The sequence below is a fragment of the Pseudomonas sp. G3-19 genome (assembly GCF_054855875.1).
In genome coordinates this window covers 4648424-4668862 of record NZ_JBMPIQ010000003.1, presented here as the reverse complement: position 1 = coordinate 4668862, position 20439 = coordinate 4648424, and the positions used below count along the sequence as shown (strand labels likewise).

At 61.4% G+C, this 20439-nt stretch carries 20 protein-coding genes and 1 pseudogene; 11 read left to right on the top strand and 10 right to left on the bottom strand.

Features of this window, described 5'->3' with window-relative positions; all coding sequences use genetic code 11:
* Positions 1-112: 112 nt before the first annotated feature.
* Positions 113-388, bottom strand: a complete 276-nt coding sequence (locus ACOYXI_RS21395) for a polyhydroxyalkanoic acid system family protein (protein WP_223007180.1) — start codon at positions 386-388, stop codon at positions 113-115.
* Positions 389-542: 154 nt separating this feature from the next.
* On the opposite strand from ACOYXI_RS21395, the gene ubiE reads away from it, so the two are divergent.
* The 11 genes and pseudogenes from ubiE to ACOYXI_RS21340 all read left to right on the top strand — a co-directional run bounded on the left by ubiE (position 543) and on the right by ACOYXI_RS21340 (position 8730).
* Positions 543-1313, top strand: coding sequence for a bifunctional demethylmenaquinone methyltransferase/2-methoxy-6-polyprenyl-1,4-benzoquinol methylase UbiE (gene ubiE / locus ACOYXI_RS21390; RefSeq protein ID WP_007961779.1), 771 nt, complete (start codon positions 543-545; stop codon positions 1311-1313).
* On the top strand, positions 1313-1936 hold the full coding sequence (locus ACOYXI_RS21385; RefSeq protein WP_085732555.1) for a ubiquinone biosynthesis accessory factor UbiJ: 624 nt from the start codon (positions 1313-1315) through the stop codon (positions 1934-1936). Before ubiE ends, ACOYXI_RS21385 begins: the two co-directional genes overlap by 1 nt.
* Complete coding sequence (ubiB, locus tag ACOYXI_RS21380; RefSeq protein WP_027611297.1) at positions 1933-3537, top strand: ubiquinone biosynthesis regulatory protein kinase UbiB; 1605 nt, start codon at positions 1933-1935, stop codon at positions 3535-3537. Before ACOYXI_RS21385 ends, ubiB begins: the two co-directional genes overlap by 4 nt.
* Before the next feature lie 80 nt (positions 3538-3617).
* On the top strand, positions 3618-4019 hold the full coding sequence (gene hisI, locus ACOYXI_RS21375; protein ID WP_003220851.1) for a phosphoribosyl-AMP cyclohydrolase: 402 nt from the start codon (positions 3618-3620) through the stop codon (positions 4017-4019).
* Positions 4012-4344, top strand: a complete 333-nt coding sequence (locus ACOYXI_RS21370) for a phosphoribosyl-ATP diphosphatase (protein ID WP_007909355.1) — start codon at positions 4012-4014, stop codon at positions 4342-4344. Before hisI ends, ACOYXI_RS21370 begins: the two co-directional genes overlap by 8 nt.
* A gap of 25 nt (positions 4345-4369) precedes the next feature.
* Positions 4370-4651: a twin-arginine translocase TatA/TatE family subunit gene (locus tag ACOYXI_RS21365; protein WP_003220847.1), complete on the top strand. Its 282-nt coding sequence runs from the start codon at positions 4370-4372 to the stop codon at positions 4649-4651.
* 9 nt (positions 4652-4660) lie between these two features.
* Entirely contained in the window at positions 4661-5116 is a 456-nt protein-coding gene (gene tatB, locus ACOYXI_RS21360) for a Sec-independent protein translocase protein TatB (RefSeq protein ID WP_098966798.1), read from the top strand.
* A complete protein-coding gene (gene tatC / locus ACOYXI_RS21355) occupies positions 5113-5904 on the top strand; it encodes a twin-arginine translocase subunit TatC (protein WP_134785238.1) in 792 nt (263 codons plus the stop codon). The genes tatB and tatC overlap by 4 nt, the downstream gene beginning before the upstream one ends.
* Positions 5901-6608 carry a 16S rRNA (uracil(1498)-N(3))-methyltransferase gene (locus tag ACOYXI_RS21350; protein ID WP_134785237.1) on the top strand — a complete coding sequence of 236 codons (708 nt, stop codon included), beginning with the start codon at positions 5901-5903 and terminating at the stop codon, positions 6606-6608. The genes tatC and ACOYXI_RS21350 overlap by 4 nt, the downstream gene beginning before the upstream one ends.
* 205 nt (positions 6609-6813) lie before the next feature.
* Positions 6814-7875, top strand: a pseudogene (locus ACOYXI_RS21345) (methyl-accepting chemotaxis protein); the annotation flags it as partial.
* Positions 7858-8730: a methyl-accepting chemotaxis protein gene (locus tag ACOYXI_RS21340; protein WP_371917811.1), complete on the top strand. Its 873-nt coding sequence runs from the start codon at positions 7858-7860 to the stop codon at positions 8728-8730. The pseudogene ACOYXI_RS21345 and the gene ACOYXI_RS21340, both read left to right, overlap by 18 nt.
* Positions 8731-8876: 146 nt before the next feature.
* Here ACOYXI_RS21340 and ACOYXI_RS21335 read toward each other — a convergent pair whose 3' ends face one another.
* The 9 genes from ACOYXI_RS21335 to hutI all read right to left on the bottom strand — a co-directional run bounded on the left by ACOYXI_RS21335 (position 8877) and on the right by hutI (position 20218).
* Complete coding sequence (locus tag ACOYXI_RS21335; protein ID WP_007961769.1) at positions 8877-9611, bottom strand: amino acid ABC transporter ATP-binding protein; 735 nt, start codon at positions 9609-9611, stop codon at positions 8877-8879.
* Entirely contained in the window at positions 9604-10563 is a 960-nt protein-coding gene (locus tag ACOYXI_RS21330) for an amino acid ABC transporter permease (protein ID WP_027611292.1), read from the bottom strand. Before ACOYXI_RS21330 ends, ACOYXI_RS21335 begins: the two co-directional genes overlap by 8 nt.
* Positions 10564-10695: 132 nt before the next feature.
* Positions 10696-11493 carry a transporter substrate-binding domain-containing protein gene (locus tag ACOYXI_RS21325; RefSeq protein WP_003220833.1) on the bottom strand — a complete coding sequence of 266 codons (798 nt, stop codon included), beginning with the start codon at positions 11491-11493 and terminating at the stop codon, positions 10696-10698.
* Positions 11494-11865: 372 nt separating this feature from the next.
* Positions 11866-14436, bottom strand: a complete 2571-nt coding sequence (gene mdoH, locus ACOYXI_RS21320) for a glucans biosynthesis glucosyltransferase MdoH (protein WP_461675261.1) — start codon at positions 14434-14436, stop codon at positions 11866-11868.
* On the bottom strand, positions 14429-16213 hold the full coding sequence (locus ACOYXI_RS21315) for a glucan biosynthesis protein G (protein ID WP_167734086.1): 1785 nt from the start codon (positions 16211-16213) through the stop codon (positions 14429-14431). The genes mdoH and ACOYXI_RS21315 overlap by 8 nt, the downstream gene beginning before the upstream one ends.
* Before the next feature lie 352 nt (positions 16214-16565).
* Positions 16566-17003 carry a D-aminoacyl-tRNA deacylase gene (gene dtd / locus ACOYXI_RS21310; RefSeq protein WP_134785234.1) on the bottom strand — a complete coding sequence of 146 codons (438 nt, stop codon included), beginning with the start codon at positions 17001-17003 and terminating at the stop codon, positions 16566-16568.
* Positions 17000-17971, bottom strand: a complete 972-nt coding sequence (gene pip / locus ACOYXI_RS21305) for a prolyl aminopeptidase (RefSeq protein ID WP_003220824.1) — start codon at positions 17969-17971, stop codon at positions 17000-17002. The genes dtd and pip overlap by 4 nt, the downstream gene beginning before the upstream one ends.
* 227 nt (positions 17972-18198) lie before the next feature.
* On the bottom strand, positions 18199-19002 hold the full coding sequence (hutG, locus tag ACOYXI_RS21300; RefSeq protein ID WP_461675260.1) for an N-formylglutamate deformylase: 804 nt from the start codon (positions 19000-19002) through the stop codon (positions 18199-18201).
* A gap of 10 nt (positions 19003-19012) precedes the next feature.
* Complete coding sequence (gene hutI, locus ACOYXI_RS21295) at positions 19013-20218, bottom strand: imidazolonepropionase (protein ID WP_135294782.1); 1206 nt, start codon at positions 20216-20218, stop codon at positions 19013-19015.
* Positions 20219-20439: the final 221 nt, after the last annotated feature.

The window sequence follows — 20439 nt, the reverse complement described above, 5'->3', positions numbered from 1 at the left end:
TGGGAGCGGGCTTGCTCGCGAATGCGGTGTACCAGTCACGAGAAATGTCGACTGTTGCACCGCATTCGCGAGCAAGCCCGCTCCCACAGGAGAATTTCATTTCAGGCAGAAATCAGACCAGCGCTTTGTCCAGCGCCTTCTCGATCTCGGCTTTGATCATGCCGCTCATGGCCGACATCATGATGCCCAACTCCACGTCGACACGGATCAAGTCGTCGGCCACATGCACCGCGCCTTTCACGCCCGAGCGCTTGAGGTTCAGGGTGTCGCCCGACCACTGCGGCTCCAGGCCATATTGATCGGAGAGTTTCTGCGCCAGCTTGTCGGCCTTCTCGCGGGCGGCTTCCTTGCCCAGGCTGTGGGCACGCTCAACACTGATTTTGGCCATCGAATGACTCCTGCTTGATGAATGGGTGACGGTAAATCTTGACCGCGTCTGCGGCAAATCGTCCCGAAGGTTGCCCATCTTACCTTTAGCCATTCCAAGACAAAGCATGGCTTGGGGATTAGAATGTCGCGCATTCTCTTTTGGTGACAGCGATATGACTGATCAGCGCAAAGGCAGCGATGCCGAACCCACCACTCACTTCGGCTTCAAAAACGTTCCGGAAAGCCAGAAAGCGGAAAAAGTCGCTGAGGTGTTCCACTCCGTAGCCGCGAAGTACGACCTGATGAACGACCTTCTGTCGGGCGGCATGCACCGCCTGTGGAAGCGTTTCGCGATCGAACTGTCTGGCGTGCGTGCAGGCAACCGCGTGCTCGACATCGCCGGCGGCACCGGTGATCTGACCAAAAAATTCTCGCACCTGGTTGGCCCGACCGGTCAGGTGGTATTGGCCGACATCAACGAATCGATGCTCAAGGTCGGCCGTGACCGTCTGCTGGATCTGGGTGTGTCGGGCAACGTCGAATTCGTTCAGGCGGACGCGGAAAAACTGCCGTTCCCGGACAACCATTTCGACTGCGTGACCATCGCCTTCGGCCTGCGCAACGTGACGCACAAAGAAGACGCCCTGCGCTCGATGCTGCGCGTGCTCAAGCCCGGCGGCCGCTTGCTGGTGCTGGAGTTCTCCAAGCCGACCAACGCGCTGATGTCGAAAGCCTACGACGCCTACTCGTTCGCCTTCATGCCGCTGATGGGCAAGCTGATCACCAACGATTCGGAAAGCTATCGCTACCTGGCCGAATCGATCCGCATGCACCCGAATCAGGAAACCCTGAAGTCGATGATGGTCGACGCCGGTTTCGACCGCGTGACCTATCACAACATGACCGCAGGCATCGTCGCCCTGCACCGCGGCATCAAGCCCTGATGTTGCTCACCGGGCTGCTTGCCAGCGTCGAACTCGGTCTGAACCGGGTGCTGCGTCTCGACAGCACGGCGCTGCCGCGGCTGGCGCATCTGACCGGCAAGGTGATTGCCGTCGATTGCCGCAGCCCGGCGCTGCAACTGTTCATCCTGCCCAGCGATGAGGGCCTGATGCTCGCCTCGCACTGGGAAACCGGCGTCGACTGCACCCTGCGCGCCCCGGCCTCGAGCCTGGTGAAACTGGCCCTGAGCAAAGACAAGACCGCGGTGCTGCACGCCCCGGAAGTCGAGCTCGACGGTGACAGCGGCGTGCTGCTGGAACTGGCCGGGGTGCTGCAGGACCTCGAGCTGGACTGGGAGTACGAACTCTCGCGCTGGCTCGGACCGGTCGCCACGCAACTGATTGGCGGTCACCTGCGCAGCCGCGCACGCTGGTATCAACAAGGATTTGCCAGCCTCAACCAGAACCTCGCCGAATACCTCGCCGAAGAATCGCGCACCCTCGTCGGCCAGCGCGAAGCCGAAGCGCGATTCAGCGAACTGGACCGGATCAAACTTGATCTGGAACGTCTCGAGGCGCGTTTCGAGCGCCTTTCCCGATCCCTCGACCCAAGCGATAACGCATGAAGCTGCTTGCCGTCCGCCGTCTGTTGCGCATCCAGCGCGTCGTGATCCGCTACCGCCTCGATGACCTGCTGTTCGAGCTGCCGCTGCCCTGGTTTCTCCTGGCGCTGCGCTATGTGCTGCCGTGGCGCTGGTTGCCGCGCAAGCCGTTGGAGCTGAGCCGTGGTGCGCGTCTGCGTCTGGCACTGCAGGATCTGGGGCCGATTTTCATCAAGTTCGGGCAGATTCTTTCGACCCGCCGCGACCTGCTGCCGGAAGACATCGCCGATGAGTTGATGCTGCTGCAGGACCGCGTGCCGCCGTTCGATTCGCAGCTGTCGATCAAGCTGATCGAAGAACAGCTGGGCAAGAAGATCAGCGAAGTGTTCAGCCGTTTCGACGTCGAGCCGCTGGCCTCGGCCTCGGTGGCGCAGGTGCACGCCGCGCAACTGAAGACCGGCGAAGAAGTGGTGGTCAAGGTGATCCGCCCGGGCCTGAAACCGGTGATCGCCCAGGATCTGGCATGGCTGTTCATCCTCGCCCGCGCCGCCGAAAAGGTCTCCGCCGACGCTCGCCTGCTGCACCCGGTGGACGTGGTGCAGGACTACGAAAAAACCATCTACGACGAGCTCGACCTGCTGCGCGAGGCGGCCAACGCCAGCCAGTTGAAGCGCAACTTCGAAGGCTCGCCGCTGCTCTATGTGCCGCAAGTCTATTGGGACTGGTGCCGGCCGAAAGTGCTGGTGATGGAGCGTATCTACGGGATTCAGGTGACGGATCTGGCGACCCTCGCCGACCAGCGCACCGACATGAAAATGCTCGCCGAGCGCGGCGTGGAGATCTTTTTCACCCAGGTGTTCCGCGACAGTTTCTTCCACGCCGACATGCACCCGGGCAACATCTTCGTCAGCACCGTCAACCCGTGGAGCCCGCAGTACATCGCGATCGACTGCGGCATCGTCGGCAGCCTGACCCCGGAAGACCAGGATTATCTGGCGCGCAACCTGTTCGCCTTCTTCAAGCGTGACTACCGCCGCGTGGCGCAGTTGCACATCGATTCGGGCTGGGTGCCGGCGGAAACCAAACTCAACGAATTCGAAGCGGCGATCCGCACCGTATGCGAACCGATCTTCGAAAAACCGTTAAAAGATATTTCATTTGGCCAGGTGCTGATGCGCCTGTTCCAGACTGCGCGGCGCTTCAACATGGAAGTGCAGCCGCAACTGGTTCTGCTGCAGAAGACTCTGTTGAACATCGAGGGCCTTGGCCGTCAGCTGTACCCGGATCTGGATCTGTGGAACACCGCGCAGCCGTTCCTCGAGCGCTGGATGCGCGAGCGCGTCAGCCCCAAAGCCTTGCTCGGCAACGTGCAGAGCCAGTTCGAACAGCTGCCGCACCTGGCCAACATGGCCCGTGACCTGCTCGAGCGCATGTCGCAACCGCACGCCTACGACCCGCCACCACCGTGGCACAAACGCAAGGACGACTGGTTCCTGCGCCTGCTCGGTTGCGCGCATCTGGCGGGCGGGACGATCCTCGCAGCCGGCGGCCCGTTGCACGAACTGGGGCATTGGCCGGCGGGCATCATGGTGGCAGTCGGCTTGTATCTGGTCGTTCGCCGATAGCCAGTTCGCTGATCGGCTGGCACACTGTTTCAACGCCTGAACCCGACTATTGAAGTGCGGGTTCGCTGTCGGAGTCGAAGATGAAAAACTGGCTGGACGAGATCAAGTGGGACGCCGATGGCCTGGTGCCGGCGATTGCCCAGGATCACAAGACCGGACGCGTGCTGATGATGGCCTGGATGAACCGCGAAGCGCTGGAACTGACCGCTGCGGAAAACCGTGCAATCTACTGGTCACGTTCCCGTGGCAAGCTGTGGCGCAAGGGCGAAGAGTCCGGCCACGTACAGACCCTGCATGAAATGCGCCTGGACTGTGATGCCGACGTGATCATCCTGATGGTCGAACAGATCGGCGACATCGCTTGCCATACCGGCCGTCAAAGCTGCTTTTACCGCGTCTACGAAAACGGCGACTGGAAGACAGTCGACCCGGTTCTGAAAGACCCGCACGCTATCTATTCCGCAGGACACAAACATGAGTGACACCCTGACTCGCCTGGCCGAAGTGCTCGAAGAGCGAAAAGGCGCAGCGGCCGACAGCTCATATGTAGCTAGTCTGTATCACAAAGGCCTGAACAAGATTCTGGAGAAAGTCGGCGAAGAGTCGGTCGAAACCATTATTGCCGCCAAGGACGCTGCCATCAGCGGTGACTGCAGCGATGTGATCTACGAGACTGCCGACCTGTGGTTCCACAGCATGGTCATGCTCGCCCAACTGGGGCAGCATCCGCAGGCCGTGCTGGATGAACTGGATCGTCGCTTCGGTCTATCCGGACACGTCGAGAAAGCCTCGCGTCCGTCCGCCTGAACAATTTTTAGAGAGGAACAGCAACATGGGCATTTTTGACTGGAAACACTGGATCGTCATTCTGGTAGTCGTGGTGCTGGTGTTCGGCACCAAGAAACTGAAAAACCTCGGCACCGACGTCGGCGAGTCGATCAAGGGCTTCCGTAAAGCCATGAACGATGACGAAAAACCGGCCGCCGATCCGACCGTAACGCCTGCGCAGCCCGTTCCACCGGTGCAGCCGCAGGCCACCGCTCAGGCCAACCCGCCGCACACCATCGACGTGCAGGCGCAGAAAGTCGAAGAGCCGATCCGCAAAGACGTGTGAGACTGACAAATGTTTGGTATCAGCTTCTCTGAACTGCTGCTCGTCGGCCTCGTCGCCCTGCTGGTGCTGGGCCCCGAGCGTCTGCCGGGCGCTGCGCGCACCGCCGGCCTGTGGGTCGGCCGGCTGAAGCGCAGCTTCAACGCGATCAAACAGGAAGTTGAACGTGAAATCGGTGCCGACGAGATCCGTCGGCAACTGCACAACGAGCACATTCTGTCGCTGGAGCAGGAGGCGCGGAAGATTTTCACGCCGGTTCAGCAGGAGCCGACGCCGGTTGAGCATGTGGGTGAGCAGACGATTCACAGCCCTGCTGCCGCGACGGCGCCACCAGCACCTGCTGCCGTTGTAGCTCCGACAGAAACGGCGCCAGCCGCCGTGGAACCATCTGTTGAACACGTTGCGCCAAACGCCGCGCCGATTACACCCGCGCCTCACGACCCAACACTGCCGCCGCGAGCCCCATGAGCGATCTCCCTGAAAACGACCAGCACATGCCGCTGGTATCGCACCTCACCGAGTTGCGCACCCGCCTGCTGCGTTGTGTGGCGGCGGTGTTCATCATCTTCGCCGGGTTGTTCGCCTTCACCCAGCAGATCTACACCTTCGTCTCGACGCCGCTGCGCCAGTACCTGCCGGTCGGCGCGACGATGATCGCCACGGATGTGTCGTCGCCGTTCCTGACGCCGCTGAAGCTGACGATGATGGTCTCGCTGTTCCTCGCGATTCCGGTGATCCTGCATCAGATCTGGGGCTTCATCGCGCCGGGCCTGTACAAGCATGAGAAGCGCATCGCCGTGCCGCTGCTGGTGTCCAGCATCCTGCTGTTCTACACCGGTATGGCGTTCGCCTATTACTTCGTGTTCCCGCTGATCTTCAAGTTCTTCGCCGCCGCCACCCCGGCCGGCGTGGAAATGATGACCGACATCACCAGTTACCTCGACTTCGTGATGACGCTGTTCTTTGCCTTTGGTGTCGCGTTCGAAATCCCGGTGGCCGTGGTGCTGCTGGTGTGGATCGGCGTGGTCGACGTCAAATACCTGAAGAAGATCCGCCCGTACGTGATCATCGGCTGCTTCGTGGTCGGCATGATCCTCACCCCGCCGGACATCTTCTCGCAGACCCTGCTGGCGGTACCGATGTGGATGCTGTTTGAAATCGGCATTCTGTTCGGCGGCCTGATCAGCAAGCGCGAACGCCCGGACGAAAACCCGGCCGATGATCACAACGACCAGCCGCCAGCGACCCAGGCATGAACCTGCTGTTGCTCGAAGAGGCCGACTTCATCGCGGCCGACCGCGTCGTGCTGCGTGACCGGCGCCTGACCCACATGCAGGAAGTTCATCGCTCGGAAGTCGGGGACAGCCTGCGCGTGGGGCGCATCAACGGACTGATGGGTTCGGCTGAACTGCTGCGCCTCGAGGCTGGCGAGGCCGAGTTGCGCGTCATCCTCGATCAACCACCGCCGGCCAAGCTGCCGCTGACCCTGGTGCTGGCCCTGCCCCGCCCGAAAATGCTGCGACGGGTGTTCCAGACCGTAGCGACCATGGGCGTGTCGAAGGTGATTCTGGTCAACAGCTACCGGGTCGAGAAGAGCTTCTGGCAGACGCCGTTTCTCGAGCCGGAAGCGATTCGCGAGAACCTGATCCTCGGCCTCGAACAGGCCCGCGATACCGTGCTGCCGGAGATCATCATCGAGAAACGCTTCAAACCGTTCGTCGAAGATCGTCTGCCAGCGATCAGCGAAGGCACCCTCGGCCTGGTCGGCCATCCCGGCAATTACCCGCCGTGCCCACGTGCGTTGAGCGAACCGGTAACGCTGGCGATCGGCCCCGAAGGTGGCTGGATTCCCTACGAAATCGACCTGCTGGGCAAATCCGGCCTGCAACCGGTGCAACTGGGCGAACGTATCCTGCGCGTCGAAACCGCCGTCACCGCCCTGCTCGCCCGCCTGTTCTGACACACCGCTCCCCCTGTAGGAGCTGCCGCAGGCTGCGATCTTTTGATTTTGTTTTTTAACAGCAAGATCAAAAGATCGCAGCCTCGTTGCACTCGTCAGCTCCTACAGGAATCCGGGGTTGGCATTCAAATCGGGTTACAGATTGCCATCACCCCGCCGATACAGTCCCCATAAGTCCAATTAGTGGTCCGAGGGGAGTCGTCGCATGTACCGTTGGTTAGCCGAGAATCTTGGGAACGTCAGCGTCAAACGCAAACTGGGCATCGGTTTCGGCCTGGTGCTGTTGCTCACCCTGCTGATTACCTTTACCGGCTGGACCGGCATGGGCGGCATTATCAGCCGTGGCGACAAGCTCGGCTTCATCTCCAGCCTCAATGAACTGACCAAGGACCTGCGCCTGGCGCGTCTGGACTATGAAGCGCGTCGCGGCGAACAAGGCCCGGGCGCGGTCAACGAGTTGCTGGCCAAACTCGCCAGCGGCTTGCAAACCGCGCGTGACCTGATCGAGCAGCCCTCAGATGCGGCCATGGTCGATCAGCAACTGGCCGCTGTCGCCGAGTACAAACGTGCCTTCGCCGACATGACGCAGGCCACCGTGCAGCGTGAGGACGCACGCAGCAAGCTCGGCGCCAGTGCCGACAATGCCGTGGCCAAAGTCTCGGAAGTCGAGAAATCCATGCTGCAGGGTGACAGCGTCGCGCAATTCAACAGCGTGATCGAACTGAGCAAACTGTTGCAGCAAGCGCGCTATCAGGTGCGCGGCTACACCTACAGCGGCAAGGCCGAGGCGGAGCAGCCCGCGCTGGACGCCATCGACAATGCACTGAAAAACCTCGACAGCCTGCCGGCGAAACTGCCCGAACAGCACATCGCCAACCTGCAACAGGCCACCGACTCGATCAAGGCTTATCGCGCGGCGGTCGCTCAGTTCCGCGACTCGCAGGTGAACAATGCCAAGGCCGGGGCAACCATGACGGAGCAGGGCGACATCCTCCTCGACCTCAGCAAGAAGCTCACCGAATCACAAACCGTGGTGCGCGATACCGATGCCGCGCACGCCAAGAACCTGCTGATCATCGCCACCCTGCTGGCCGTGGCCTTCGGTTTGCTGGCCGCGTGGGCGATCACCCGGCAGATCATCATTCCGCTGAATCAAACCCTGAAGGTCGCCGAGCGCGTGGCTGCCGGCGACTTGACCCACAACCTGGTGTCGCAGCGTCGCGACGAACTCGGCCAGTTGCAACGTTCGATGCAGAGCATGACCCAAGGCCTGCGCGAGTTGATCGGTGGCATCAGCGACGGCGTTACGCAAATCGCCAGCGCTGCCGAGGAATTGTCAGCGGTGACCGAGCAGACCAGCGCCGGGGTCAACAATCAGAAGATCGAGACCGATCAGGTCGCCACCGCCATGAACGAAATGGCCGCCACTGTGCAGGAAGTCGCGCGTAACGCCGAGGAGGCTTCCGAAGCCGCCGTGGCCGCCGACCAGCAAGCCCGTGAAGGCGACAAGGTGGTCGGTGAAGCCATTGCGCAGATCGAGCGCTTGGCAGTTGAAGTCGGCCACTCCACCGAAGCCATGGGCGAACTCAAGCGCGAGAGCGACAAGATCGGCAGCGTGCTCGACGTGATCAAGTCCGTGGCCCAGCAAACCAACCTGCTGGCGCTCAACGCCGCGATCGAAGCAGCGCGTGCCGGTGAGGCCGGGCGTGGTTTTGCGGTGGTTGCCGATGAAGTGCGCAGCCTCGCCCAGCGCACGCAGAAGTCCACCGAAGAGATCGAGGAACTGATCGTCGGCCTGCAGAACGGCACCCAGCAAGTGGCGACGATCATGGACAACAGCCGCAGCCTGACCGACAGCAGCGTCGAACTGACCCGCCGTGCCGGTGGCTCACTGGAAAGCATCACCCGCACCGTCTCGGCGATTCAGGCGATGAACCAGCAGATTGCAGCGGCGGCCGAGCAGCAGAGTGCCGTGGCCGAGGAGATCAACCGTAGCGTGCTGAATGTGCGGGATGTGTCGGATCAGACGTCGGCGGCGAGTGAAGAGACCGCGGCGTCGAGTGTTGAGCTGGCGCGGCTGGGGACGCATCTGCAGATGCTGGTGGGGCGCTTCAAGGTTTGAGGTGATCCGAAAACCTCGGTTCGCTCTGAACCGAGGTGATGCATTCGCGAGCAAGCCCGCTCCCACAGTTGACCTGGTTGTCCATGCGGACGCGGTCTAATGTGGGAGCGGGCTTGCTCGCGAAAGCGGTAGGTCAGACGCTGAAATTAAAGGACCTGACGCAGAAAGGCCTGCGCCCGCGGATCCTTCGGCGCATCAAAAAACTCCGCCGGGGAAGCATCTTCCAGCAGTTTGCCGTGATCGAAGAACAGCACCCGATCCGCCACTTCCCGGGCGAAACCCATTTCGTGGGTGACGCAGACCATGGTCATGCCTTCCACGGCCAGGTTCTTCATCACATCCAGCACTTCGCCGACCATTTCGGGGTCGAGGGCCGAAGTCGGTTCGTCGAACAGCATCACTTTCGGGTCCATCGCCAGCGCCCGGGCAATCGCCACGCGCTGTTGCTGGCCGCCGGACAGGCGTGATGGATATTCCCGAGCCTTCTGCGCAATACCGACCTTTTCCAGCAACGCCAAGGCCTTGGCCTCACTTTCCTTCTGCCCACGCTTGCGCACGACTTTCTGCGCCAGACAGAGGTTTTCCAGCACGGTCATGTGCGGGAACAGGTTGAAGTGCTGAAAGACCATGCCGACTTCGCGGCGGTAGGCGTTGACGTCGGTTTTCGGGTCGGCCAGTTGCAGGCCGTCGATGCTCACCGAACCCGAGTCGAATTCTTCCAGGCCATTGAGGCAGCGCAGGAAGGTCGACTTGCCCGAGCCGGACGGGCCGATCACCACCAGCACTTCGCCTTTGGCAACGGAAGTGGTGACGTTATCCACAGCCCGAACTACCTGGCCACGGGTGTCGAAGACTTTTACCAGATCGCGGACTTCAATCACTTTGCGCGAGCCTCCGCTCAAGCCGGCTGGCGATTTTCGACAGCGGCAGGTTGATCAACAGGTACAGGCCGGCGACGCAGAACAGGATTTCGAACGGCGAGAACGAGGTGGTGATGACTTCACGGCCACTTTTCAGCAGCTCGGTGATCGCAATCACAGACACCAGCGAGGTGTCCTTGACCAGGCTGATGAACTGCCCGGCCAGCGGTGGCAGTACGCGTTTGAATGCTTGCGGCAATACCACGTGGCGCATCGACTGACCGGCGCTCAGACCGAGCGAACGCGCCGCTTCGTTCTGGCCACGGGCAATCGACTGCACCCCGGAACGGATGATCTCGGCCACGTAGGCGCCGGTAAACAGCGACAGCGCGGCGATCCCGGCGAACTCGCGGGACAGGTTCATCACCGTGCCGATGAAGAAGTAGAAGATAAAGATCTGCACCAGCAGCGGCGTACCGCGCACCAGCTCGACGTAGATGCTCGACAGGTCGCGCAGGGTCGGGTTGCTCGACAGGCGGCACAGTCCGGTGACCAGACCGATCAGCAGACCGAGTACCCCAGACACCACCGACAGCCACAGCGTGGTCCAAAGGCCCCACAGCAGCGGCCCTGCCGCCCAATGCCGGGTCACGCCCACGACGTCGCCTTCCGCCACATCGTCGCCCTGAGCGAATTGCAGGCTGTTTTCGTCGACGGTCAGGTGCTGCTCGTCACCGGCGTCGTTGCGCAGGGTGACCTGCGCGCTACCGCCCTTGCGCACCAGCTCGGTGACGGTGGAGATATCGGTGGCACGCTGGGATTCTTCGGCCTGATAGGCGAAGTACTGCGGCACGCGGTTCCAGCGCCATTCGTAGGACATCAGCGACGTGGCGTAATACAACGCGCCCGCCAGGCCGACCAGCACCAGCACGGTCAGGACGTGCCAGGGCCATTGGGCTTTTTTCTGTTTCATTGCAGGTTCCGGATTTTGTGTTGCCTGGCAGGCCCTCTTCGCGAGCAAGCCCGCTCCCACATTTGGACTGCATTTCAAATGTGGGAGCGGGCTTGCTCGCGAATGGGGCGACTCGGTCTGACTGACCCAGTGTTATTCCATGTCCTTGAGCCACTCGGTGCTCTTGAACCACTTGTCATGGATGCGATCGTACGTGCCGTCTTCGTGGATCTGGTGCAGGAAGTTGTTGATGAAGTTGATGCTGTCGTAATCACCCTTCTTCAGACCGAAGGCCAGCGGCTCGTAGGTGAACGGCTTGTCGAGGAACACCAGTTTGCCGGCGCCGACCTTGTTCACCGCGACCACGTTGTACGGCGCGTCGTAGATGAACGCGTCGGCCTTGCCATTGACCACGTCGAGCACGGCTTCCTGCTCGTTGTCGTAGCCGTGGTACTTGGCCTTGGCGATCAGCTTCTTGGCGACCATCTCGCCGGTGGTACCGAGCTTGGAGGTGATGCGGTAGTCGGCGGTGTTCAGGTCTTTATAGGACTTGATGGTGCCTTCCAGCTCCTTGCGGATCAGCAGGGTCTGGCCGACCACGATGAACGGTTCGCTGAAGTTCAGGCGCAGGTTGCGCTCCTGAGTCAGGGTCATGCCGCTGCCGATCATGTCGAACTTGTCGGTCATCAGGGCCGGGATGATCCCGTCGTAACCGGTGGACACCAGCTCCAGCTTGACGCCCATGGCCTTGGACATGGCTTTGAGGATGTCGACTTCGAAGCCGATGATCTCGCCGCGCTTGTTGGTCATTTCGAACGGCATGTAGGTCGGATCCATACCGACTTTCAACGTGCCGCGCTTGACCGCGTCATCGATTGCACCGGCGTGCGCCGCATTGACTGCAACCAGTGCCGTGACGCCGACCAGCAGCATCGACAGATACTTCTTCATCTTCAAGTCCCCAAAACCATTGCAATTGCGGCGCGAAAACCGCCTGAAATGGACAAGATCGTCCGGGCGCGCCAATTCGGGGACGGATGCTAACGCACTCGATTTTTTGCACAAGGTTTTATGGACGATTTGTTTAACAATCAAGGGACACCCCTCACCCCAGCCCTCTCCCCAGAGAGGAGAGGGGGAAAGGGAGCCGATAGGGGAAATATTCGAAAGCTAAGTTCGACTCGATTTCTCAGGTCGATGCAACTCGAATATCCAATCCGGTCAGTCCCCTCTCCCTCCGGGAGAGGGTTAGGCGGGCGGCGTTCCGATGAGGGGGCTTTTCAGCGCCATAAAAAAACCCCGCTAGTTAGCGGGGTTTCTTCATCAGGCCGGTTGAGCGTGCATGCTCAGCGGTCGCAACGGCAACAGCGGCGCATGCGGATCGGCTTTCACCGAAGCGCGCCAGGCATCCAGCCATTCCTTGTGATCTTCGGACCAGACCAGCTCGTGCAGACGCGCCAGGGCCACCGGATCGCTCAGCAGTTGCAGGCGATCATGGTTGCTCAGTGCCGCCGGGCCAGCCTTCAGGGCGTGACGTACACGTTCCTGACGCAGCCATTCGATCGGCTCGGCCTGACCGTGACGGGCCGTCGCCAGCGAGCACGCCAGGGCGTTTTGCTGCGGATCGACCACGGCGCGGACGAAGCCGTCGTTCAGTGCATGCCAACGGTTCTCGTGGGTGTACTGGTCGGTCGCCAGCAGCGCCTGTGGCGGATTGTATTCCTCTGGGATGAGGAACAGGCTCTCGTCACGGGATTTGAGGCCCAGACCGACACGGCTGGAAATCACCGACACCGGGATCGACAGCATCAGCGAACCGACGATCGGCACCAGCCACCACAGGAAGCTCGGGTTCAGCCAGATCACCAGCAGCGCCCAGCAGAAGCCCAGCAGGGTCTGCGGACCGTGGCGCTTGACCGCCTCGCTCCAAGGTGTGGAGTCATCGTCACGCTGCGGCGAGTTCCAGGTCGCGGCCCAGCCGAGGAACGCGGCGAGCACGAAACGGGTGTGGAAAATCATCCGCACCGGCGCCAGCAGCATGGAGAACAACATCTCCAGCAGCATCGACAGGGTCACCTTGAACTTGCCACCGAACTCTTTCGCGCCCTTGGCCCAGATCAGGATGATGCTCAGCAGTTTCGGCAGGAACAGCAGCACGATGGTGGTCGAGAACAGCGCGATCGCCTTGTCCGGGTGCCATTGTGGCCACAGCGGATAGAGCTGACGCGGTTCCAGGAAGTACTGCGGCTCCATCAGTGTGTTCACCGCCAGCAGCGCGGTCGACAGCACCAGGAAGAAGAACCACAACGGCGCCGACAGGTACGACATCACGCCGGTGAGGAACACTGCGCGGTGCACCGGGTGCATACCTTTGACCAGGAACAGGCGGAAGTTCATCAGGTTGCCGTGGCACCAGCGACGGTCACGCTTGAGCTCGTCGAGCAGGTTCGGCGGCAGTTCTTCATAGCTGCCCGGCAAGTCGTAGGCAATCCACACGCCCCAGCCGGCACGGCGCATCAGCGCAGCTTCGACGAAGTCGTGAGACAGGATCGCCCCGGAGAACGCACCTTTGCCCGGCAACGGCGCCAGGGCGCAGTGGTCGATGAACGGCTTCATGCGGATGATCGCGTTGTGACCCCAGTAGTGGGATTCACCCAACTGCCAGAAGTGCAGACCGGCGGTGAACAGTGGACCGTAAACACGGGTAGCGAACTGCTGCATGCGTGCATACAGGGTGTCCATGCCCGACGCTCGCGGCGCGGTCTGGATGATCCCGGCGTCCGGCGTGGCTTCCATCAGGCGCACCAGACTGGTCAGGCACTCGCCGCTCATCACCGAGTCGGCGTCGAGCACGACCATGTACTTGTAGTCACCACCCCAGCGACGGCAGAAGTCGTCGAGGTTGCCGCTCTTGCGTTTCACACGGCGGCGACGGCGGCGATAGAAGATCTTGCCGAAGCCCTTGGCTTCACGGCAGACATCCAGCCAGGCTTGCTGCTCGGCGACGCAGATATCGGTGTCGTTACTGTCGCTGAGGACGAAGAAGTCGAAGCGATCCAGATCACCGGTAGCGGCGACCGACTCGAAGGTGGCGCGCAGACCGGCGAATACCCGAGGCACGTCTTCGTTGCAGATCGGCATTACCAGCGCAGTACGGGCGTCTTTCGGAATCGGCTCGTTGCCGGCGCTTTTGCCGGAGATACGGTATTTATCGTGACCGGTGAGCAACTCGAGGAAGCCCATCAGTGCCGTCCAGAAACCGGCCGAGACCCAGCAGAACAGAATCCCGAACAGGATCAGGATGCTGGTCTGCAGCGCATACGGCAGCACTTGCGTGGCGGTTTGCAGCAGCGGCTGGTGCAGCACTTCGTCCAGATCGACGAACGACCAGCCCTGGTACGGCATGATGCCTTTCATGTACCAGCCGGCAACGATGGTCTGACCGAGCATCAGCAGCAACAGAATGTAGCGACGGATCGAACCGACCGTGCGCCAGCGCGCTGCCGGCAACACGTTTTCGTCCTTCGGCGGCTGCGGCGGGTTGGTGCGCCCGGTCAGGCGGCGCCAGCCACGCACCAGAATATTGGTGCGCCAAGGCTCCGGCACGACTTTGGTCCGACGGATCGGCGGAGTCGCCTTCATGCTGACCCGACCGCTGGCGTCGAGCACCAGCATTTCCGCCTCTTCCAGCTCCTCGGCGGTGCTCAGGGTCAGGCGCTTGCCCACCGAAGCCTGGGCGGCTTCGGCAGGCGCGTCGAACGTCGGCGACGACAGACGCTGGTGCAGTTCGCTGAAGGACTGGCAGCCCGCGAGTTCCGCGCGCTGCTCGTCGGTCATCGGCAGATGCGCCAGATACTCGGAAAGAGTCTCTGGCTGTACTTGAGAGTTACTCATCGGCAGGCAACTGATAGCTCCAGGTCTCGGTCAGGACTTCTTCAGTCGGTGCCGATTCCGGTGTGGCTGGGGCCGCGTTCGCAGCCGCTGGCTGCTTGGCGTCTTTGTTGGCCTTGTCCTTGGCATCTGCGGCTGGCTTGGCGTCGGCCTGTTTGGCCTCGGCTGCCTTGGCTTCCTTCTCGTCTTTCTCTTGTTGCTTGGCCGCGACCTTGTCCGCCTTGGCCACCGACGAGTTCGACGCCGGTACCGAAGACTTGGCCAGATCAGCGGTGACCACTGGCTGTACCAGGGCGGCCCGCATCTCGGTGGACTTGCTCGCGTCCTTGATCTTCATGCGCAGGGTCAGGCGCCAGCCCTTGGTTTCCGGGTTGTAACGCACGCTGTTCTCGACCAGTTCGGCGTTATCGCCAACGCTGACCTGACTGCGCACGTCGGCATCCGGGGCCAGAGCCGCCAGCGATGGACCTTCGAAGTCGACCAGGTAGGCAACGCTGCCATCCGGTTGACGGATCAGGTTCGACTGCTTGACGTCACCGGTCGAACGCAGCGTCTGCTTGACCCAGGCGCTGTCGGGGGCGTGAATCGCCGCTTCGTCCATGGTCCAGTGCAGGCGGTAGGCGAAGTCCAGCGGCTTGCCTGGCTCCGGCATGGTTTCCGGGCTCCAGAACGCAACGATGTTGTCGTTGGTTTCGTCGGCAGTCGGAATCTCTACCAGATCAACGGTGCCCTTGCCCCACTCGCCCTTCGGCTCGATCCAGGCGCTTGGGCGCTTGTCGTATCGATCGTCGAGGTCTTCGTAGTGGCTGAAGTCGCGACCACGCTGCAGCAGACCGAAACCACGCGGGTTCTCGACGCTGAAGTTGCTCACGGCCAGGTGTTTCGGGTTGTTCAGCGGACGCCAGATCCACTCGCCGTTGCCGGCATGGATCGACAGACCGCTGGAGTCGTGCAGTTCACGACGGTAGTTGAGGACTTTCGACGGCTGGTTGGCGCCGAACAGGAACATGCTGGTCAACGGTGCGATGCCCAGTTTGCCGACCTTGTCACGCAGGAACATCTGCGCCTTGACGTCGACAATGGTGTCGCTGCCCGGACGCAGGATCAGGCGATAGGCACCGGTGGCGCGCGGCGAATCCAGCAGGGCGAAGATCACCAGGTGCTTGTCGCCCGGCTTCGGCTGCTGAATCCAGAACTCGCGGAAACGCGGGAATTCTTCGCCCGACGGCAGTGCGGTGTCGATCGCCAGACCACGGGCCGACAGACCGTAAGTGTGACCCTTGCCGACGACGCGGAAGTAGCTCGCGCCGAGCATGGTCATGATTTCGTCTTGCTTGTCGGCCTTGTTGATCGGGTACAGCACACGGAAACCGGCGTAGCCCAGTTGCTCAGTGGCTTTCGGATCGAACTTGAGGTCGCCGAAATCGAAGCGGGTCGGATCGTATTTGATCTCTTCGACGGTGTTCGCCGTGATTTCGTTGATTTTCACCGGCGTATCGAAGTGCATGCCCTGGTGATAGAAGGACAGCTTGAACGGTGTCTTCTGATCGGCCCACTCAGCCTTTTCGGTGAGGAAGCGGATTTTCTGATAATCCGCGAACTTCATGTCACGGAATTCGTTCGGCAGGTTGCTGCGCGGGGCTTCGAACTTCTGCCCGGCCAGCTCTTTAGCCTTGGCTGATACATCGTCAAGATTGAACGCCCAAAGCTGGCCGGCGCTGAGCAGGCACAGGAGCGCCGAGCCGGCTACCAGGGCACTTCGCATGCGTTTGGCAGACATTTTTGCTGCATTACAGGGACTAACAATCACGAGCAACCCTCGCCGAAAACAGATCAAAAAACCAACGGCCAGATTAAGTGCCTGTGGGGTTTTCGACTTTGAAAAGCCGACCTCCCAGCGCACCCTTGCCAAGTTGGCGAGCATTGTTCCGACTCCGCTGGGGCAAAATGATTCCCCAATCGGATCCAGACAAGTCTCTACCTAAGTCAAAAATGGAACAGCGAACGCTGATCCCCATAGCGCGCGATTATCTAGTAGCCCGCGTGACAACGCATCAGGGGTAACAAAGTATTTATCGCGAAAAACGCCTGTTTTCAGTCGAAAAGCCCTTGAAAAGGTGTTTCAAGGGCTTTCATGTCTGTAACAGGAAGGTTACCGGGCCATCGTTGACCAGGTGCACCTGCATATCCGCGCCGAATCTACCTGATGCCACAGTGCCATGCATCTGTTTCGCTTTGCTGAATAGATAGTCGAACAATTCCTCGCCCAATGCCGGAGGGGCTGCGGTCGAGAAACTCGGGCGCAACCCGCTCCTGGTGTCGGCAGCGAGGGTGAACTGAGAGACCAGCAGCAACCCGCCGCCCACATCCGCCAGGGACAGATTCATCTTGCCCTCGGCGTCACTGAATACCCGATAGTTAAGCAGCTTATGCAAAAGTTTGTCGGCACTGGTACGCGTGTCGTCGGGTTCGACCGCCACCAGCACCAGCAAACCCTGATCCACCGCGCCGACTGTCTCTCCCGCAACCTCTACCCGCGCACCGCGCACGCGTTGTAAGAGCCCCTTCATGCTTCTTCGGGCGGCAGGTCGAGCAAGCGACGGGCCATGTTGCTCGCGGCACGCACCAGCGCATCGGTGATGCCCGGTTCGGAGGCGGCGTGACCGGCGTCACGAATCACCTGCAGTTCGCTGTTCGGCCAGGCCTGATGCAGCTCCCAGGCGTTGTCCAGCGGACAGATCACGTCGTAACGACCGTGAATGATCACCCCCGGCAGATGGGCGATCTTGCCCATGTCGCGGATCAGTTGATTCGGCTCGAGGAACGCATTGTTGGTGAAGTAGTGACACTCGATCCGCGCGATCGACAGGGCGCGCTGCGGTTCGGAGAAACGGTCGACCACCAGCGGGTTCGGCCGCAGGGTCGCGGTGCGTCCTTCCCACGTCGACCAGGCCTTGGCCGCGTGCATCTGCGCGATCTGATCGTTACCGACCAGGCGCTTGTGGAAGGCGCTGAGCAGATCGTCGCGCTCGTCCAGCGGGATTGGCGCGATGTAGTCCTGCCAGTAATCGGGAAACAGACGGCTGGCACCGGCCTGATAGAACCACTCGATTTCCTGCGGACGGCAGAGAAAGATCCCACGCAGGATCAGACCGTGTACGCGCTCCGGGTGGGTTTGCGCGTAGGCCAGCGCCAGAGTCGAACCCCACGAACCGCCGAACAGCACCCATTTATCGATGCCCAAGTGCTTGCGGATACGCTCAAGGTCAGCGACCAGATCCCAGGTGGTGTTGTTTTCCAGGCTCGCATGCGGGGTGGAGCGTCCGCAGCCGCGCTGGTCGAAGGTGACAATGCGATACAGGTTCGGATCGAAATAGCGACGGCTCTGCGCGTCGCAACCGGCACCCGGGCCGCCATGGATGAACACCACCGGCAAGCCTTCTGGCGAGCCGCTTTCATCGACGTACAGCGTGTGGGTGTCATCGACAGCCAGATCGTGCCGGGCGTGGGGTTTGATCTGCGGAAACAATGTCTGCATTGCGCGCTCCGTAAGGGGTCGAGGTCATCCCTGGGGGGACTTCTATTATTCTGCCGTCCGGCATCATAAACCCGATTTACGTCAATGAGCATGCTCCAGAGCAGTCACAATTTTTCTGCTGCATACAAAACCTGTGGGAGCGGGCTTGCTCGCGAAAGCGCTGTGTCATTCAACGCATATGTTGCCTGATGCGCCGCCTTCGCGAGCAAGCCCGCTCCCACAGTGGGTTATGCGATGTAGTGCGACTTTGCCCAGGCCAGCAGGCCCTGCAGCAACTCCTGGAGCACCACCCGCGTCGGCTCCGCCAGATCGGCGCGGTAGCGGAACGGTTCGAACTCTTCCATGTAGGTGCTCTGGCACAGCTCCAGTTGCACGGCATGGATGTTCTCGGCGGGGTTGCCGTAATGGCGGGTGATGTGGCCGCCCTTGAAGCGGCCGTTGAGCACGTGGCTGTAATGATCGTGACGGGCGCAGATGGCTTCCAGTTGCGTCGCCAATTGTGGATCGCAACTGGCGCCATTGAAGGTGCCAAGGTTGAAATCCGGCAGTTTGCCGTCGAACAGGTGCGGAATGATCGAGCGGATCGAGTGCGCGTCGAACAGCAACGCGTAGCCGAACTCGGCCTTCAACCGCGCAAGCTCTTCCTGCAAGGTGCGGTGGTATGGCGTCCAGATCTGCTCCAGATAAGTCGCGCGCTCCTCTTTCGAAGGCTCCAGGCCTTCCTTGAACAACGGAATGCCATCGAACAGCGTCGCCGGGTACAGCCCGGTGGTGGCGCCGGCATACAACGGTTTGTCATCGGACGGACGGTTAAGGTCGATGACGAACCGCGAGTATTCGGCGGCCAACGTGCTGGCGCCCAGTTCCTCGGCAAAGTCATAGAGCTGCGGAATGTGCCAGTCGGTGTCCGGCAGGCTTTTCGCGTCCGCGATCAGCCCGGCTTCGACCGCAGGCGTCAGGCGCACACCGGCATGCGGCATGCTGATCAGCAGCGGTACGCGACCTTGTTTGAAACTCAGAACCTTATCCACAACCGCTCTCCTACAGACTTGATTCGACGCCGTTACGCACGACGCGTTTGTCCAGATCACCACCGAGCCAATAGGCCAGATCCGCCGGACGATCGATGTGCCAGGCGACGAAATCCGCGACCTTGCCGACTTCCAGCGAACCGTGGGTGTCAGCCATCCCCAACGCTTGTGCGGCATGAATGGTCGCGCCGGCCAGGGCTTCTTCCGGGGTCATGCGGAAGCAGGTGCAAGCCATGTTCAGCATCAGGCGCAACGACAGCGCCGGCGAGGTGCCGGGGTTGAGGTCACTGGCGATGGCGATCTTGACCTTGTGTTTGCGCAGGGCGTCCATCGGCGGCAGCCGGGTTTCGCGCAGGAAGTAGAACGCCCCCGGCAGCAGCACGGCGACGGTGTCGGATTTGGCCATGGCGATGGCGTCGTCTTCGTCCATGAACTCCAGATGATCGGCGGACAACGCGTGATACCGCGCCGCCAGACTGGAGCCGTGCAGCGATGACAACTGCTCGGCGTGCAGCTTCACCGGCAGACCGAGTTTTTGTGCGGTGATGAACACCCGCTCGACCTGCTCCGGCGAGAACGCCAAGTATTCGCAGAACGCATCCACGGCGTCGACCAGCCCTTCGGCGGCCAATGCCGGGAGCATCTCGGCGCAGATGTGCTCGATGTAGTCGTCAGCGCGATCCTTGTACTCCGGCGGTAGCGCGTGGGCGGCCAGACAGGTACTGCGCACGCTGATCGGCAGCTCCTTGGCCAAGCGACGGATGACCCGCAGGATCTTGCGTTCGCTGGCCAGGTCCAGACCGTAGCCGGACTTCATCTCGACCGTGGTCACGCCGTCGCGCATCAGGCTTTTCAGGCGCTTGGCGGCGCTGGCAAACAGCTCGTCTTCAGTCGCTTCACGGGTGGCGCGCACGGTGCTGGCGATGCCGCCGCCCTGCGCGGCGATCTCGGCGTAGCTGACGCCTTGCAGGCGCTTCTCGAATTCGCCGCTGCGGTTGCCGCCGAACACTGTGTGGGTGTGGCAGTCGATCAGGCCCGGGGTCACCCACGCGCCTTGCAGATCGTTGACCGCCGGGTATTCGCCGGACGGCAGCAGATTGCGCGGACCGATCCACTCGATGTGCGCACCGGACGTCACGATGGCCGCATCCTCGATGATCGAGTAGACGCCCTGCGCCATGGTTGCGACGTGGCAGTGTTGCCAGAGGGTTTTCACTGTTGGCCTCCGTTGGAATTGGTTTGGTGGGGAGCCTTCAAAAGCCCCTCACCCTAGCCCTCTCCCGGAGGGAGAGGGGACTGACCGGGTTGTTCTGTCGAGATACATCGACCTGAGAATCTTGAGCCGAACTCCGGCTCTGAAAACAATGAAGATTGGCTCCCTTCCCCTTCTCCCCCTTGGGGGAGAGGGCTGGGGTGAGGGGGATCGATTTCAGCAAC

What these genes read in the sequence shown, in the direction of transcription:
- ACOYXI_RS21395 (WP_223007180.1), bottom strand. Translation starts at nt 388, where the DNA reads ATGGCCAAAATCAGTGTTGAGCGTGCCCACAGCCTGGGCAAGGAAGCC.
- ubiE (WP_007961779.1), top strand. Translation starts at nt 543, where the DNA reads ATGACTGATCAGCGCAAAGGCAGCGATGCCGAACCCACCACTCACTTC.
- ACOYXI_RS21385 (WP_085732555.1), top strand. Translation starts at nt 1,313, where the DNA reads ATGTTGCTCACCGGGCTGCTTGCCAGCGTCGAACTCGGTCTGAACCGG.
- ubiB (WP_027611297.1), top strand. Translation starts at nt 1,933, where the DNA reads ATGAAGCTGCTTGCCGTCCGCCGTCTGTTGCGCATCCAGCGCGTCGTG.
- hisI (WP_003220851.1), top strand. Translation starts at nt 3,618, where the DNA reads ATGAAAAACTGGCTGGACGAGATCAAGTGGGACGCCGATGGCCTGGTG.
- ACOYXI_RS21370 (WP_007909355.1), top strand. Translation starts at nt 4,012, where the DNA reads ATGAGTGACACCCTGACTCGCCTGGCCGAAGTGCTCGAAGAGCGAAAA.
- ACOYXI_RS21365 (WP_003220847.1), top strand. Translation starts at nt 4,370, where the DNA reads ATGGGCATTTTTGACTGGAAACACTGGATCGTCATTCTGGTAGTCGTG.
- tatB (WP_098966798.1), top strand. Translation starts at nt 4,661, where the DNA reads ATGTTTGGTATCAGCTTCTCTGAACTGCTGCTCGTCGGCCTCGTCGCC.
- tatC (WP_134785238.1), top strand. Translation starts at nt 5,113, where the DNA reads ATGAGCGATCTCCCTGAAAACGACCAGCACATGCCGCTGGTATCGCAC.
- ACOYXI_RS21350 (WP_134785237.1), top strand. Translation starts at nt 5,901, where the DNA reads ATGAACCTGCTGTTGCTCGAAGAGGCCGACTTCATCGCGGCCGACCGC.
- ACOYXI_RS21340 (WP_371917811.1), top strand. Translation starts at nt 7,858, where the DNA reads ATGCAGAGCATGACCCAAGGCCTGCGCGAGTTGATCGGTGGCATCAGC.
- ACOYXI_RS21330 (WP_027611292.1), bottom strand. Translation starts at nt 10,563, where the DNA reads ATGAAACAGAAAAAAGCCCAATGGCCCTGGCACGTCCTGACCGTGCTG.
- ACOYXI_RS21325 (WP_003220833.1), bottom strand. Translation starts at nt 11,493, where the DNA reads ATGAAGAAGTATCTGTCGATGCTGCTGGTCGGCGTCACGGCACTGGTT.
- mdoH (WP_461675261.1), bottom strand. Translation starts at nt 14,436, where the DNA reads ATGAGTAACTCTCAAGTACAGCCAGAGACTCTTTCCGAGTATCTGGCG.
- ACOYXI_RS21315 (WP_167734086.1), bottom strand. Translation starts at nt 16,213, where the DNA reads ATGTCTGCCAAACGCATGCGAAGTGCCCTGGTAGCCGGCTCGGCGCTC.
- dtd (WP_134785234.1), bottom strand. Translation starts at nt 17,003, where the DNA reads ATGAAGGGGCTCTTACAACGCGTGCGCGGTGCGCGGGTAGAGGTTGCG.
- pip (WP_003220824.1), bottom strand. Translation starts at nt 17,971, where the DNA reads ATGCAGACATTGTTTCCGCAGATCAAACCCCACGCCCGGCACGATCTG.